This is a genomic window from Acidovorax sp. GW821-FHT10E03 (assembly GCF_059415205.1).
Map to the genome: position 1 here is coordinate 242,114 of NZ_JBWKMU010000003.1, position 13,573 is coordinate 255,686.

Annotated in this window: 14 protein-coding genes and 1 tRNA gene; 2 read left to right on the forward strand and 13 right to left on the reverse strand. The window is 66.8% G+C overall.

The annotated features are described in order from the left end of the window. Window positions 1-127: 127 nt before the first annotated feature. The 6 genes from AC07OD_RS06900 to tolB all read right to left on the reverse strand — a co-directional run bounded on the left by AC07OD_RS06900 (window position 128) and on the right by tolB (window position 4,750). The gene (locus AC07OD_RS06900; RefSeq protein WP_218294811.1) at window positions 128-730 is read right to left on the reverse strand and encodes an IPTL-CTERM sorting domain-containing protein; all 603 of its coding nucleotides are present in this window, start codon (window positions 728-730) and stop codon (window positions 128-130) included. A 370-nt stretch (window positions 731-1,100) separates the two neighbouring features. After that, window positions 1,101-1,176, reverse strand: a tRNA-Lys gene (locus AC07OD_RS06905). Window positions 1,177-1,219: 43 nt separating this feature from the next. Then, window positions 1,220-2,050: a tRNA threonylcarbamoyladenosine dehydratase gene (locus AC07OD_RS06910; RefSeq protein WP_218294810.1), complete on the reverse strand. Its 831-nt coding sequence runs from the start codon at window positions 2,048-2,050 to the stop codon at window positions 1,220-1,222. Further along, the gene (gene ybgF / locus AC07OD_RS06915; RefSeq protein ID WP_218294809.1) at window positions 2,050-2,847 is read right to left on the reverse strand and encodes a tol-pal system protein YbgF; all 798 of its coding nucleotides are present in this window, start codon (window positions 2,845-2,847) and stop codon (window positions 2,050-2,052) included. The genes AC07OD_RS06910 and ybgF overlap by 1 nt, the downstream gene beginning before the upstream one ends. Then, entirely contained in the window at window positions 2,847-3,386 is a 540-nt protein-coding gene (gene pal, locus AC07OD_RS06920; protein WP_218294808.1) for a peptidoglycan-associated lipoprotein Pal, read from the reverse strand. The genes ybgF and pal overlap by 1 nt, the downstream gene beginning before the upstream one ends. A 44-nt stretch (window positions 3,387-3,430) precedes the next feature. Further along, on the reverse strand, window positions 3,431-4,750 hold the full coding sequence (gene tolB, locus AC07OD_RS06925; protein ID WP_218294807.1) for a Tol-Pal system beta propeller repeat protein TolB: 1,320 nt from the start codon (window positions 4,748-4,750) through the stop codon (window positions 3,431-3,433). Between the two features lie 240 nt (window positions 4,751-4,990). Here tolB and msbA point away from each other — a divergent pair, with 240 nt between their 5' ends. Beyond that, window positions 4,991-6,802, forward strand: coding sequence for a lipid A export permease/ATP-binding protein MsbA (gene msbA / locus AC07OD_RS06930; RefSeq protein WP_494595802.1), 1,812 nt, complete (start codon window positions 4,991-4,993; stop codon window positions 6,800-6,802). A 38-nt stretch (window positions 6,803-6,840) separates the two neighbouring features. On the opposite strand, the gene AC07OD_RS06935 is transcribed toward msbA, so the two are convergent. The 6 genes from AC07OD_RS06935 to mltG all read right to left on the reverse strand — a co-directional run bounded on the left by AC07OD_RS06935 (window position 6,841) and on the right by mltG (window position 11,603). After that, complete coding sequence (locus tag AC07OD_RS06935) at window positions 6,841-7,515, reverse strand: ankyrin repeat domain-containing protein (protein WP_494595804.1); 675 nt, start codon at window positions 7,513-7,515, stop codon at window positions 6,841-6,843. Further along, window positions 7,512-8,318, reverse strand: coding sequence for a TatD family hydrolase (locus tag AC07OD_RS06940; protein WP_492253328.1), 807 nt, complete (start codon window positions 8,316-8,318; stop codon window positions 7,512-7,514). The genes AC07OD_RS06935 and AC07OD_RS06940 overlap by 4 nt, the downstream gene beginning before the upstream one ends. A gap of 153 nt (window positions 8,319-8,471) precedes the next feature. Beyond that, a complete protein-coding gene (locus AC07OD_RS06945; protein WP_015013859.1) occupies window positions 8,472-8,831 on the reverse strand; it encodes a PilZ domain-containing protein in 360 nt (119 codons plus the stop codon). Between the two features lie 17 nt (window positions 8,832-8,848). Next, the gene (locus AC07OD_RS06950; RefSeq protein WP_494595807.1) at window positions 8,849-9,871 is read right to left on the reverse strand and encodes a DNA polymerase III delta subunit-related protein; all 1,023 of its coding nucleotides are present in this window, start codon (window positions 9,869-9,871) and stop codon (window positions 8,849-8,851) included. Next, window positions 9,868-10,545 carry a dTMP kinase gene (gene tmk / locus AC07OD_RS06955; RefSeq protein ID WP_218294802.1) on the reverse strand — a complete coding sequence of 226 codons (678 nt, stop codon included), beginning with the start codon at window positions 10,543-10,545 and terminating at the stop codon, window positions 9,868-9,870. The genes AC07OD_RS06950 and tmk overlap by 4 nt, the downstream gene beginning before the upstream one ends. Window positions 10,546-10,619: 74 nt before the next feature. Further along, on the reverse strand, window positions 10,620-11,603 hold the full coding sequence (gene mltG, locus AC07OD_RS06960; protein WP_370627848.1) for an endolytic transglycosylase MltG: 984 nt from the start codon (window positions 11,601-11,603) through the stop codon (window positions 10,620-10,622). Window positions 11,604-11,648: 45 nt separating this feature from the next. Here mltG and ygfZ point away from each other — a divergent pair, with 45 nt between their 5' ends. Then, the gene (ygfZ, locus tag AC07OD_RS06965; protein ID WP_218294800.1) at window positions 11,649-12,557 is read left to right on the forward strand and encodes a CAF17-like 4Fe-4S cluster assembly/insertion protein YgfZ; all 909 of its coding nucleotides are present in this window, start codon (window positions 11,649-11,651) and stop codon (window positions 12,555-12,557) included. A gap of 152 nt (window positions 12,558-12,709) precedes the next feature. Here the strand turns inward: ygfZ and AC07OD_RS06970 are convergent, their stop codons facing one another. Beyond that, a complete protein-coding gene (locus tag AC07OD_RS06970) occupies window positions 12,710-13,567 on the reverse strand; it encodes a YbgC/FadM family acyl-CoA thioesterase (RefSeq protein WP_218294799.1) in 858 nt (285 codons plus the stop codon). Between the last annotated feature and the right edge of the window lie 6 nt (window positions 13,568-13,573).

The following is a 13,573-nucleotide window of genomic DNA, read 5'->3' on the forward strand; positions in this document are numbered from 1 at the left end:
AGATGGCGTGCACCCGCCAACGTCAAAAGTCAACCGACACGTCAACTTCGGGTCCTGTGTGCATAGCTGGGGCCCGGCAGTGGCGCTGCCGCTGATCGGGGTTCCTGCTGGAAAGCCCGGGCAGCCTTCAGCCCCGCCTGCGTCTCACTGCTGCGACGCCCAGCATGGCCATCATTGACGCCATGGCCATCAAGGCGTACTCACTCAAGGTAGGAATGTTGGCGGCGGGGACAACTGGCGGCGGAGCCAGCCCGATGTTGATGATGATCTCGTCGCCCGAGGGCAGGAAGAGCGTTCGGGTTCCGACGGTCAGCCCCGCTCCCGCGAGGGTTGTCCCCGCGAACGTCGTTGAGTTCGAGATGGAAGCCTCAGAGATGTAGTTCTCGGGCAAATAAAGATCGGCACCGAGAATGTAGACGCCAGGCCCCATGGAACCAGTGCCGGCTTGTGGTGTGGAGGCTACGCCAGTCAAGCTTGGGAATAGCACACCGCTGAACATGTCGGCAGTCGTTTCCGTCCCGATGCAGATAGCGTTGTTGTGGATCAACCCGTGTCCTGCAGCGCACAACCCGATGGTTGTCAACGCAGACATTGAACTCGTATTGAGCGAGCCGGAGCCTGTCATCACAACATCCGCGCCCACCTGATCGATGTTGATCGTGTAAATGGCTTGGGCCGCGTTCGCCGCGGCCAAGAACGCCAAGCCGACGCAGGCACTGCGCAAGTTCATCTCCGCTCCTCCATATGAATACATATGTGTTCAAGTGTATCGGACGGTTGAATTCACTTGCTACCTATAGGGAGCTGCCATGGCGGCACGCAGCGCCAAGCCACTTCCGCCGGCAGACCTTTCTCGGTCCGACCCGCAGTGGTGTAGCTGAAAGGGTTCGGGCCGCGATCCTGATGACCGCTGACAGCCGCATTCGCCACCCGGTCTTTCTTGAATGCTTGCCATGGTACGGGGACCCTACCGGGGCGCCGGGTAGCACGCTACCTTTTTTGGGTAGTGATGAGCCCATCTGAGGCTATTCCTGAACCCAAAACAAAAAAGCCTGCTATTTATTCAATAGCAGGCTTTTCATATCACACAAGAAATCGGGTGGTAGGACGTACAAGATTCGAACTTGTGACCAACGGATTAAAAGTCCGCTGCTCTACCAACTGAGCTAACGTCCCGACCTGTTGCAGCAATCGTGGTCGATGGCTGCAAAGCCTTGGATTATAGCGTTGTTTTTACGGCCTTCCTGGAAGTTGCGGCAAGTTTGTCCAGCACCCAGCCCGCGGCACACTGGCCGAAGGTGGCCGTCACGGCGACGACCGAACCATACCCATGGCAATTCAGGGAGCCATCCCCATCGATTTGGCATGACGCATCCGGCGGAGCCACAGCCTCTCGGCTGAAGACACAGTCCACGCCGATCTTCTTGCCTTCGCGCGCGGCGCGGTGGTGCTTGCGCATGCGATAGCGCAGTTGCGCCAGCAAAGGATCGTGGGTCGTCCGCGCGAGGTCGTCCACATCCACCTTGTGCGCATGCCGCTTGCCACCCGCCGCACCCACGGTGATGTGCAGCACCCCGCTGGCCTGGGCCCATGCCGCAATGGCCGTCTTGGCCTTGACCTGATCGCAGGCATCGATCACCGCATCAACGGGCAGGGGAAGCAACCCAGGCCAGTTTTCCGGCTCCACGAAGTCCTCGATGCAATGGACCGTGCACTCCGGGTGAATCTGTGCGATCCGGTCCCGCATCGCCAGAACCTTGGCTTGTCCAATGGTCCCGGTGAGCGCATGAATCTGGCGGTTGATATTTGACTCGGACACATGGTCGAGATCGATCAGGGTGATCTGCCCGACCCCGCTGCGGGCCAAGGCCTCGGCGGCCCATGAGCCTACGCCACCAATCCCCACCACCGCGATGTGTGCCTGGCGGATCCGGGCGGCGCCCTGCACGCCGTACAGCCGCTCCAGTCCGCCGAAACGGCGATCCGGGGCGGCGGACTCAGGCACGACAATGGGGTACGGCGCCGCTTGAACAGACGGTGCGCCGGGCATCACTTCAAGCGGGAAAGGCGTTCTTTGGCCGCCATCGCAGCTTCAGATTGCGGGTAGGCGCGCAGAAGATCTTCCAGCGTCTTGCGCGCGGCCCGCGTGTCCTTGAGTTCGATCTGGCAGTTGGCGATAGACAGGGCCGCTTCCGGCGCACGGGCATGGGAGGGGGCATCAGCCAGCATCAGCTTGAAGTTGTTGATGGCCTCCTTGTACTCGCGGGTGGCATATTGGGCGTTCCCCAGCCAGAAGCGGGCGGAAGGCACGAAGCCACTGCGCGGGTACTGCCGCACAAACGCCGCAAATGCCGAACTCGCATCGGAAAACTTGCCCGAACGGAACACGGACAGGGCCGCTTCGAAGTCCTTCTTTTCGGCGGGGTCGGCCTGGAACTCCTGGCCGTCCACCGTCACCTTCACCGGCTCAAACTGCTTCAGGCGCTCATCCACTCCCTGGGCAATGTCCTTCTGGCGCCGCTGCAGGTCCGCAGCATCCCGCAGCAACTGCTCGTTCTGGCCCCGAAGCTTGGACTGCTCCATGCGCAGCGTCTCGATCTGCCCCTGCAGATCAAGCAGGCTGCGCCGGAGCTGGCCGTTCTCTTCGCCAAGCCTGCGCATTTCTTCGGCTGCGCGTTGCTGGGACATTTGCAGCCCGTCAACACGCTGGCGCATTTCGATGATGGCGCGGCGGGCCTCGTCGTCCTCAAAAAGGGCTGCATGCGCCGCGGGCAGCAAGGCCGCCGACAGCGCCCCGGCCGCCAGTGCCTTGAACAGGTAGGGCACAGGAAAAGACAACGTACGCATCAACGATAGGACAGTTCTGCCCGGCGATTCTGTGCGTGCACGTCTTCGCTATTGCCTTGGGCGGCGGGCTTTTCCTTGCCAAAGCTCACGGCTTCCATCTGGTTGTCTGGCACACCCAGCAGCGCGAGCGAACGGCGCACGGCTTCGGCGCGCTTCTGGCCCAGGGCCAGGTTGTACTCGCGGCCACCACGGTCGTCGGTATGGCCTTCGATCATGACCTTGCGGCCGTTGCCAGACTTGATGAAGCGGGAATGCGCTTCGATCAGGGACTGGAATTCAGGCTTGATCACGTAGCTGTCGTAGTCGAAATAGACGATGCGGCTCACACCCACGGGGCCGGCCGCATCGCGGCCCGACTGGCCAAGGTCCACGCCGGCCACGCCGCTCTGGGCAGTGTTGCCGGAGTTGGCCCCACTGTTGGTGCCCATGGTGGACGTGGCGTTCTTGTCTTCGACAGGCACGTCATCCAGCTTCACGCCGGAACTGCATCCGGCCATCAATGCGACAACGGTAAGGGCAAGGGTAATGCGTTTGATCATCCAAAATTCTCCTGAAAGCTTGGTAACTGAAAGTGCGGATAAGTTCATTGCTTTTGAAATGGGCCCCAGTCGGGCTCGCGGATATCTCCCGCCTGCCCCGCGAGCCGGGCCTTGATCTTGCCGTCCAGCGTGGTCGTCATGAGCGCTTCGCGCCCTTGCTGCTGGGTGGCATAGACGATGAGGCGGCTATTGGGAGCAAAACTGGGGTTCTCGTCCGCCGTGGTGTCCGTGACTGCATTCACGGTGCCGGAGGACAGGTCCATGACGTGCAGCTTGAAAGCCCCGCCAACGCGGGAAATATAGGCCAGCCAGCGGCCATCCGGGCTGATGCTGGGGGAAATGTTGTAGCTGCCCGTGAAAGTGACACGCTCCGCATTGCCGCCAGAGGCAGGGACCTTGTAGATCTGCGGTGCGCCACCCCGGTCGCTCACGAAGTAGATGCTGCGGCCGTCGCCGGAGAACACGGGTTCGGTATCGATGCCCGAGCTCTGCATGAGGCGGCGCGGTTCGCCGCCATTGGCGTCGATGGTGTAGAGCTGGGAGCCGCCATCACGGCTCAGCGTCACGGCCAGGGAGCGTCCGTCCGGAGCCCAGGCGGGCGCGCTGTTGGAGCCCCGGAAATTGGCGATCAGGCGCCTGCGGCCGGAGGCCACGTCGTGCACGTAGACAACGGGTTTGCGTGATTCGAACGAGACGTAGGCGAGCTGGCCGCCATTGGGTGACCACGCGGGCGAGATGATGGGCTCGGGGCTCGACAGGGCCGACTGCGCATTCTCGCCGTCGGCGTCCGCCACCCACAGGCTGTAGCGGGGGCCGGTCTTGGTGACGTAGGCAATGCGGGTCGAGAAAATTCCGCGTTCACCCGTCAGCTTTTCATAGATGAAATCGGCGATGCGGTGGGCCACCAGGCGCAGATCGCCCTGCGTGACCACAAAGCTCTGCCCGCCCAGGTCCTGCCCCTTCACCACATCCCAAAGGCGAAAGCGGATGTCGAAGCGGCCATCCGCCAGGCGCGTGATGCTGCCGGTTGCCAGGGAATCCGCGCTTTTCTGGCGCCACAGGGCCACATCGGGGCGCGCGGTTTCGTCCAGCACCGCGCCCGACGCATCCACCGCACGGAACTGGCCACTGCGCTCCAGGTCGGCCTGGACAATGGACGACATCTTCTGGGGCGCCTGCGCCTCGCCCCGGAACGGAGCGATCGCAATGGGCAGCTGGGTCAGGCCAACGCCCGTCACCTCGACGCGAAATTGCGCCAGTGCTGGCAGGGCGGGAGTGGCAATGAGCGCGGCCAGTACCTGGCGGCGCAAGGGATGCGGCAAAGCCGCAGGAGATGGGTGTGTAGAGATTCGATCTGTGGTCATTGGCATCCAGCGGTAGCCGAACAAATGCCGAAGGGCAAACCCGAATGTTACACACAGCGGGAAAACCCCTGTGACAAACTGTGCGGCCACCAGGGCCATCGGCCTTGATTTCGAGCCAACCGTGCGCATGGCCTTCGGGCGCTGGCTTTTTCCTGCCGCGCCGGCCCGCATCCGATCAATGGGCACTGCTCAAAGGAGCGTGCAGGCCCGGACAGCCCGCGACCGTAGAATCCGGGCCACATGCAAGCCACAGATTCAGGCCCGGGCGCCACGCCCGCCCCCCCCCCTCCTCCTCCTGCCGCAAGCCTGACCAAGCGCCTTCAGCGGCTATCGGTCTACTTCGGCAACCAGCGGATGGCCTGGAGCCTTGCCGTTGTCGCCACCCTCGTGGGCGCCGTGACCGAGCCCCTGATTCCCGCGCTGCTGCAGCCTTTGCTGGACCGCGGCTTCACCCAGGGAACCCTGCAGCTGTGGATGGTGCCCCTGGCCATCCTGGGCGTTTTCTTCGTGCGCGGCGTCGCGCAGTTCGTCGGCCAGTACGCGCTGGCACGCATAGCCAACGAGGGCATGCTGACGCTGCGGCAATCGCTGTTCGACAGGGTCCTGGCGGCGGAAATGGGCCTGTTCTCGCGGCAGTCTGCCAGCACCTTGTCCAACACCGTGGTGTACGAAGTGCAGACCGGCGCAACCTTGCTCGTGCAGGCACTGCTGGGCGTATCGCGTGACGGGTTCACGCTGGTGGCGCTGCTGGCCTACCTGCTGTACCTCAATTGGCAGCTCACGCTGATCGTGGCGGTGGTGGTGCCGGGCGTGGCCTGGATCATGAAGACACTTTCCCGGCGCCTCTACCACCTGACAAAAAGCAGCCAGCAGGCGACCGACGAGCTGGCCTACGTGGTGGAGGAAAACGTGCTGGCGCACCGCATGGTGCGGCTGCACGGCGCGCAGGCCGGCCAGGCCGGGCGCTTCGCCGGGCTGAGCCAGAGCCTGCGCCGCCTGGCCATCAAGTCGACGATTGCGTCCGCGGCCATGACACCGCTCACGCAGTTGCTGGCCGCCGCGGCGCTCTCCGTGGTGATCTGCATCGCCCTGTGGCAAAGCCGTGGCGCGGTGGACGCGAAGGACGTCACGGTGGGCGGCTTCGTGTCGTTCATCACGGCCATGCTGATGCTCATAGCTCCCATCCGCCGCCTGGCCGATGTCGCCAGCCCGATCACCCGGGGGGTGGCGGCCCTTGAACGGGGACTCGCGCTGCTGGGCGACACCGGCGCCGAAACAGGCGGCCAGTACCGCACGGACCGCGTGCGGGGCGCGCTGGAGCTGTCCCGGGTGACGGTGTCGTACGGCCCCGACCATGCCCCGGCACTGGACCAGGTCAGCCTGCGCGTGGAGCCCGGTGAAATCGTCGCCCTGGTCGGCCCCTCCGGCGCCGGAAAGACGACGCTGGTCAACCTGCTGCCACGGTTCGTGATGCCCGCGTCGGGCGACATCCTGGTGGATGGCCGCCCCCTGCCCGAGTGGGACCTGGGATCGCTGCGGTCGCAGTTCGCGATGGTGAGCCAGGACGTGGTGATGTTCAACGACACCATCGCCGCCAACGTGGCGCTGGGGCGCGAGGTGGACGACCTGCGCGTGCAGGAATGCCTGGCAGCCGCGAACCTGGCGGAACACGTGGCGGCGCTTCCACGGGGCATCCACACCGTGGTGGGCCACAACGCCACCCAATTGTCAGGCGGGCAGCGGCAGCGGCTGGCGATTGCCCGGGCGCTGTACAAGGATGCCCCCATCCTGATCCTGGACGAGGCCACCTCGGCGCTGGACACCGAATCGGAACGGCTGGTGCAGGACGCCCTCCAGCGCCTGATGCAGGGGCGCACCACGCTGGTCATTGCCCACCGCCTGTCCACCATCGAACATGCGGACCGGGTCATCGTCATGGAGCGTGGACGCATTGCCGAGCAAGGAACCCATGGCGAACTGATGGCGCGGGGCGGGCTGTACGCGCGCCTGCAGGCGCGGCCGCCCTCGGGCGAAACCGCCGCACTCCACTGAACCCGCGCCACCCCGCGCGGGAAACCCTCGCAGGAGCCCTACCACCTGCCCCGGTTGGGCTGGCGCTTGCGTATGGCAGCGGCAATCCGTTCCGCAGAATCGGTGCGGCTCACGCGCATGGCGAAGTCCGTGGCGGTCAGGCCCAGCTGGTTCTTGAGCGTGGGGTCGGCGCCCTCGTCCAGCAAAAGCTGCACGGACTCGATGGAGCCGTAGTGCGCCGCCATCATGAGGGGGGTCGTGCCGTTGGGCGAAGCGGCATCGATGTACGCATGGTTTTCCAGCAGCAGCGCGATGATCGTCGCATGCTGGGGCGAGCCGGCGGACGCCGCGTAGTGCAGGGGCGTCCAGCCCGTCTTGTTCACATCCGCATCGCGTGCAAGAAGCGCCTTCACGGCCTCCACGTTGCCCTTGAGCGCGGCCATCATCAAGGGGCTCTCGTCCTGTGCGTTCCGTGCATCCACATTCACCTGCCGTGCGGCCAGCAGTGCAAAGAAGGCCTTGGAAGCGCCGTTTTGCAAGGCGATGGTGAGGCCCACCTGGCCTTTCGGGTCGCGCGTATCAGGGTCGACCCCCCTGCGCAGCAGCGCGGTGATGGCGCCACCGTCATCGCGCAGGATGGCGACAAAAAAATCCTCGTAGGCTCCTGCCCAGATAGCGGGAGCAGCCAGCCCCAGCACCAGGGTCGCCAACACGTTGCGGCGATGGTGGATCATTCGGTCACTCCCTTGAACAAGGCGTCGAAGTTGCGGCTCGTGGCCTCGGCCACCGCCTCGAGCGCCAGCCCCTTGGTTTCGGCCACCTGCCTGGCCACGTAGGGTACATACGACGGGTTGTTGGTCTTGCCACGGTATGGCACGGGCGCGAGGTAGGGGCTGTCGGTTTCGATCAGGGTGCGGTCCAGCGGCACGAAGGCCACCACGTCGCGCAGTTCCTGGGCGCTCTTGAATGTGACGATGCCCGAAAAGGAGATGTAGTAGCCCAGATCGAGCGCCGCGCGCGCCACCTGCATCGATTCGGTGAAGCAGTGGAACACGCCGCCCGCGCGGTTGCCGAGGCCGTCCTCCCCCTCCTCGCGCAAGATGGAGAGCGTGTCGTCCGACGCGCTGCGGGTGTGGATGACCAGCGGCTTGCCGCACGCCCGCGCCGCGCGGATGTGGTTGCGAAAGCGCTCGCGCTGCCACTCCAGGTCGGCGATGCTGCGCCCTCCCTTGCGGTCCTCCATGCCGTAGTAGTCGAGCCCCGTCTCGCCAATGGCCACCACGCGCGGCAAGGCGGCGCGCTCCAGCAGGTCCTGCACCGTGGGCTCTGCGATGCCTTCGTTGTCCGGGTGCACGCCCACCGTGCTCCAGAAGTTGTCGTGCGCCATGGCCAGGGCATGCACGCCCTCGAACTCTTCCAGGGTGGTGCAGATGCACAAGGCCCGGTCCACCCGCGCGTCGGCCATGGCCTGGCGGATGGCGGGCAGCTGGCTCGCCAGTTCGGGAAAATTGAGATGACAGTGCGAATCAGTGAACATGCGGTTTCAAAATAATCGTGTTTGCGCACCACGCGGGCCACCGGTGGCCATCGCAGCCTCCGGGGTGGGCGGCAGCCCCGCCCGCCCGCCGCAGCCAGCAAACAAAAATGCCGACCCGCCTGGCACGGGTCGGCACGGTGGGCGGGTGCCGGCTCAGATGGTCTGTGTCGGCCGGTCGGACCCCAGCGCCGTGCCGAGCAGTTCCTCGATCTTGGCCTTGAGCTGGCGCGACTTCTCGTCCTTGGGAAACTGGATGCCCACGCCCTGCGTGCGGTTGCCCGCAGCCCGCGCCGGGGTGACCCAGGCCACGCGACCGGCCACCGGGTAGCGCTGCGTGTCGTCCGGCAGCGTCAGCAGCACATAGACATCATCGCCCAGCTTGTAGTCCCGCTGGGTGGGGACAAAAATGCCCCCTTCGGCGAAAAAGGGAATGTAGGCCGCGTACAGGGCCGCCTTTTCCTTGATGGCCAGCTGCATGACGCTGGGGCGGGGGGCGGTGGATGGACTGCTCATGGATGGGTGGGTACGGCTCAGTGCTTGGAGTGTAGGGTGTTTCGCGCCTGGGCGACAAGCGCCTCCAGCATGAGGCCGGCATTGAAAGGATGGTCCGCCGTGCGTGCGGCCTTGGCCAGCGCGCGCGACCAGCGTGTCAGCGCGCCCAGCGGCGGCAGTGCCTTCGGGAGGTCCGCCGGCGCGAAGTAGCGCGGAGCGGCGCCCACGCTCGCCGCCAGCAGGTCATGGCAGAGCTTTTGCAGCGCATCGATGGCCTGCGCAGGCGCCCAGTCCCCGAGCACGGTCACATCCCCCTTGGCGACGGCCTGGGGCAGCGCGGACCAGGCCTGCGGGCTGCGCCCCGACTGGGCCAGCGCCAGCGCATCGTCGGGCCGCCCGCCGGCGGCGCGCAGGAACGCCGTCGCGGCGGCGCCGGCAACGCCCTGCCCTTGCAGCCACTGCAGCATCTGGTCCTCGGCGGGCCAGACCATCGTGTGGCCCAGGCAGCGGCTGCGGATGGTGGGCAGCAACTGGTGCGCGGCCTCGCTGGCCAGGACGAAGCGCACATCCCCCGGCGGCTCCTCCAGGGTCTTGAGCAAGGCATTGGCCGTGATGTGGTTCATCTGCTCGGCGGGATACACCAGCACGGCCTTGCCCCGGCCACGGGCCGAGGTGCGCTGCGAGAACTCCACCGCGTCGCGCATCGCTTCCACGCGGATCTCGCGGCTGGGCTTGCGCTTCTTGTCGTCGATGTCCGCCTGGGCCTTCTCCGACAGGGGCCAGCCCAGCGCCATCATCTGCACCTCGGGCATCAGCACGCACAGGTCGGCATGGGTGCGCACGTTGACCGCATGGCAGCTGCCGCACTGGCCGCAGGCACCCTGCGCGGTCGGTGCATCGCACAGCCAGGCGCGCACCAGCTCCATGCCCAGCGCGTACTGGCCCATGCCCGACGGGCCCTGCAGCAGCCAGGCATGCCCGCGCTGGGCCAGCAGGCTGGCACGCTGTGCGGCGATCCAGGGCGCGAGGGCCGTCGCAGGGGCGTTGGCGGATTCGCTCATGCCGCCCCTCCCTGGGTGGCCACCATGATGGCCAGCCAGCCCTTGCGCACAAAGACGCTGGTGAGCTGCTGCCACACGCGGTGGCGGTCCTGCGCGGCGTCCAGCCGTGCAAACCGCTGGGGTGCGGCGGCCGCGCGGTCGGCATAGCCCTGGGCCACCCGGCGGAAGAACTCGGCCGGCTGGGCCTCGAAACGGTCGGGCACGCGGGCGCCGGCCAGGCGCTGGGCAGCCACTTCCGGCGCCAGATCGAACCACACGGTCAGATCGGGCTCACGCATCAGATCGGCCTCTGGCGAAAGACCCGTCTGCGCAAGCCGCTCCAATATCGATAGCACGCCAAGATCGAAACCCCGGCCGGCCCCCTGGTAGGCGAAGGTGGCATCGGTGAAACGGTCGCACAGCACCACGTCGCCACGCGCGAGGGCGGGCTCGATCACATTGCGCAGGTGGTCCCGGCGCGCGGCGAAGATGAGCAGCGATTCGGTGAGCGGGTCCATCGGGTCGTTGAGGACCATCTCGCGCAGTTTTTCGGCCAGCGGCGTGCCACCGGGCTCGCGGCTCACGGTGACCGCGCGGCCCTGCGCACGGAAAGCCGCCGCCAGGCCCTCGATGTGCGAGGACTTGCCCGCGCCGTCGATGCCTTCAAAGGTAATGAAAAGACCGGGTCGTGACATGAAAGCCTTGGGTTGAATCTGCAGGGGCGCATGGCTCGGGGCGCCGCGGCCGCCCGCGCACCAGGCCGCATGCGCTACTGGCCGCGCTGGTAGCGGTTGACCGCACGGTTGTGCTCTTCCAGCGAGGCACTGAAATGGCTGGTGCCGTCGCCCTTGGCCACGAAGTACAGCGCACGCGTGGGCTCGGGCTGCACCGCCGCGAGCAGGGCGGCCTTGCCGGGCATGGCGATGGGCGTGGGAGGCAGTCCGGCCCGGGTGTAGGTGTTCCACGGCGTGTCGGCCAGCAAATCGCGCCGGCGCAGGTTGCCGTCGAACCGCTCGCCCAGGCCGTAGATGACGGTGGGGTCGGTCTGCAGCAGCATCCCGGCGCGCAGGCGGTTGGCAAAAACCCCGGCAATCTGGGCGCGGTCGCCCGGACGGCCGGTTTCCTTCTCGACGATGCTGGCCAGTATCAATGCTTCATCGGCCGACTTGAGCGGCGTGTCGGCCGCGCGCTGGGCCCAGGCGGCCTCCAGGCGGCGGTCCATGGCGTGCAGCGCCCGGCGCAGCAGAGCGATGTCGCTGGAGCCCTTGGCATAGGCGTAGGTGTCCGGAAAGAACCGCCCCTCGGGAGGCACGCCCGGGCGGCCCAGCTGGGCCATCAGCGCCTCGTCGCTCAGGTTCGCCGCGTCGGGCTTGAGCTGGTCTTCCCTGGCGAGGGCCTGGCGCACCTGGCGCCAGTTCCAGCCCTCCACCAGGGTCAGCGCGCGCAGGGTTTCCTCGCCGCGCACCAGTTTCTGCAGCAGGCCCCGTGGGGTGGTTCCGGGCGGGATTTCATAGTTGCCGGCCTTGATGGCGCGGTCCTGGCCCGAGAAGCGGAACCATGCGTAGAGCATGCGCGCATCGACCCGCGCCCCTGCCGCCACCACGTCGCGCGCAATGCCCCGCGGCGTGGTGCCGGGCTCGATGGCCAGCTCCAGGGGTTCGCTGCCCGTCACCAACGGCTGGTGCAGCCACCAGAAGGCCGCACCGCCCGAGGCGATCAGAACCAACGCAATCAAAGCCAATAGACGTCGCACAACCCTGATGAATGTGTGTGTAGAACCGGGCATCATAATTCAGCGATGACTACCCCCTTGAACGGCATAGCCCCCCTGTCCCACCTGGGCGTGATTCGCGTGGAAGGCGAAGACGCCGCCAAGTTCCTGCACGGCCAGCTCACCCAGGATTTCGCCCTGCTGGGCATGGACCAGGCCCGCCTGGCAGCGTTCCTGTCCGCCAAGGGCCGCATGCAGGCCACCTTCATCGGCTTCAAGCGCAGCGCCAGCGAGATCCTGCTGGTCTGCAGCCGCGACCTGCTGCCGCCCACGCTCAAGCGCCTGTCGATGTTCGTGCTGCGCTCCAAGGCCAGGCTGACCGACGCCACCGCCGACTTCGCCCTGTACGGCCTGGCGGGCGATGTGGTGCCCGGCGGCGGCCAGCCCGCCTGGACCAAGGCCGACGTGGGTGCCGCCTCGGTGGTCCACCTGTATCCCGCCGACGGCCGGCCGCGCGCGCTCTGGGTGGCCCCCGCGGGAGAACCCGCGCCCGCCGGTCCCGCGATGGAACCCGCCCTGTGGCTCTGGAGTGAAGTGCGCAGCGGCGTGGCAACGCTGACCACCCCGGTTGTCGAGGCCTTCGTGCCCCAGATGCTCAACTACGAGTCCGTGGGCGGCGTGAACTTCAAGAAGGGCTGCTACCCCGGGCAGGAGGTGGTGGCGCGCAGCCAGTTCCGGGGCACGCTCAAGCGCCGCACCTACATTGCCCACGCCCCGGCCGATGTGGCGGTGGGGGCCGAAGTGTTCGCCGTGCCGGACCTGGAACAGCCTTGCGGTACCGTCGTGCAGGCCGCCCCGGCACCCGGTGGCGGCACCGACGCCCTCGTGTCGCTGCAGATCGCCGCCGCGCAGGGTGGTGCCCTGCAGGTGGGCAACGTGCAGGGCGTGCCGCTGGCACTGGCGCCCCTGCCGTACGAGCTGCTCGCGGACATCTGACGCCCGCGGGCAGGACCGGGCCGCTGCGGGATCAGGCCACGCCGCTATGCATTCAGGAGCATCCCGCGCTTGATGCAGGGCGGATCCAGATACGAATCCCCCCAGGGCCGTTTGCAGGAAAGCGCGAGGCGCTTTCTTTTTGATAGCAGAATCTACCAGCGCCGCGCCATCGCGATGTGGGCGATGCCCGCCTCTTCCCAGGGCTCGCCCACCACGGCGAACCCCGCGCGGCGGTAGAAGCCTTCCGCGCTGCGCTGGGCGTGCAGGCGCACCTCGCCGTCGCCACGGGCCCGCGCGGCGGCCACCAAGGCTTCCAGCAATTGCTGGCCCCACTGCGCGCCGCGCACGGAGCGGTCCACCGCCATGCGCCCGATACGGCCCACGCCGGCCGCCTCCTGCAGCAGCCGCCCCGTGGCCACGGGCATGCCCAGGCGGTTGTAGAGCACGGCGTGGCGCGCGCTGGCGTCCAGGGCATCGGCCTCGATGTCCGCGGGAATGCCCTGCTCGCGCACGAAGACCGCGGTGCGCAGGCGCCCGGCATCGCGGCCCAGCGTGTTCCAGTCGCCGGTCTTGACCTCGGCCATCGCGGCGCCGGCCTCGAAGCCCTCGAAGATGGAGCGCAGGCTGTCAGGCACCGGGCGCGAAGTCTGCGTGGCCGGGTCGGCGAACACATAGACCAGCTCGCCCGAGACGAGCAGCTGGTCGCCGCTGAAGATGCCCGCCTGGAACAGGCTGGACGAATTGCCCACCCTGGCGCAGCGCAGGCCCACGTCCAGCGTATCGTCCAGACGCGCCGACGCATGGTATTCCAGCGTGGCCTTCTTCACGTACATCTCGCCGTCCAGGGCCAGCATGCCCGCTTCATACGGCAGCGCCAGCGCCCGCCAGTAGTCGGACATCGCCGTGTCGATGTACATGAGGTAGTGTGCGTTGAACACGATTTTTTGCATGTCCACCTCGGCCCAGCGCACGCGCAGGCGGTGAAAACAGCGGAAGTCACTGCGTTGCATGGATAG

What these genes read in the sequence shown, in the direction of transcription:
- AC07OD_RS06970 (WP_218294799.1), bottom strand. Translation starts at nt 13,567, where the DNA reads ATGCAACGCAGTGACTTCCGCTGTTTTCACCGCCTGCGCGTGCGCTGG.
- AC07OD_RS06935 (WP_494595804.1), bottom strand. Translation starts at nt 7,515, where the DNA reads ATGATCCACCATCGCCGCAACGTGTTGGCGACCCTGGTGCTGGGGCTG.
- ygfZ (WP_218294800.1), top strand. Translation starts at nt 11,649, where the DNA reads ATGACTACCCCCTTGAACGGCATAGCCCCCCTGTCCCACCTGGGCGTG.
- AC07OD_RS06945 (WP_015013859.1), bottom strand. Translation starts at nt 8,831, where the DNA reads ATGAGCAGTCCATCCACCGCCCCCCGCCCCAGCGTCATGCAGCTGGCC.
- tolB (WP_218294807.1), bottom strand. Translation starts at nt 4,750, where the DNA reads ATGACCACAGATCGAATCTCTACACACCCATCTCCTGCGGCTTTGCCG.
- AC07OD_RS06940 (WP_492253328.1), bottom strand. Translation starts at nt 8,318, where the DNA reads ATGTTCACTGATTCGCACTGTCATCTCAATTTTCCCGAACTGGCGAGC.
- AC07OD_RS06910 (WP_218294810.1), bottom strand. Translation starts at nt 2,050, where the DNA reads ATGCCCGGCGCACCGTCTGTTCAAGCGGCGCCGTACCCCATTGTCGTG.
- tmk (WP_218294802.1), bottom strand. Translation starts at nt 10,545, where the DNA reads ATGTCACGACCCGGTCTTTTCATTACCTTTGAAGGCATCGACGGCGCG.
- AC07OD_RS06950 (WP_494595807.1), bottom strand. Translation starts at nt 9,871, where the DNA reads ATGAGCGAATCCGCCAACGCCCCTGCGACGGCCCTCGCGCCCTGGATC.
- AC07OD_RS06900 (WP_218294811.1), bottom strand. Translation starts at nt 730, where the DNA reads ATGAACTTGCGCAGTGCCTGCGTCGGCTTGGCGTTCTTGGCCGCGGCG.
- pal (WP_218294808.1), bottom strand. Translation starts at nt 3,386, where the DNA reads ATGATCAAACGCATTACCCTTGCCCTTACCGTTGTCGCATTGATGGCC.
- ybgF (WP_218294809.1), bottom strand. Translation starts at nt 2,847, where the DNA reads ATGCGTACGTTGTCTTTTCCTGTGCCCTACCTGTTCAAGGCACTGGCG.
- msbA (WP_494595802.1), top strand. Translation starts at nt 4,991, where the DNA reads ATGCAAGCCACAGATTCAGGCCCGGGCGCCACGCCCGCCCCCCCCCCT.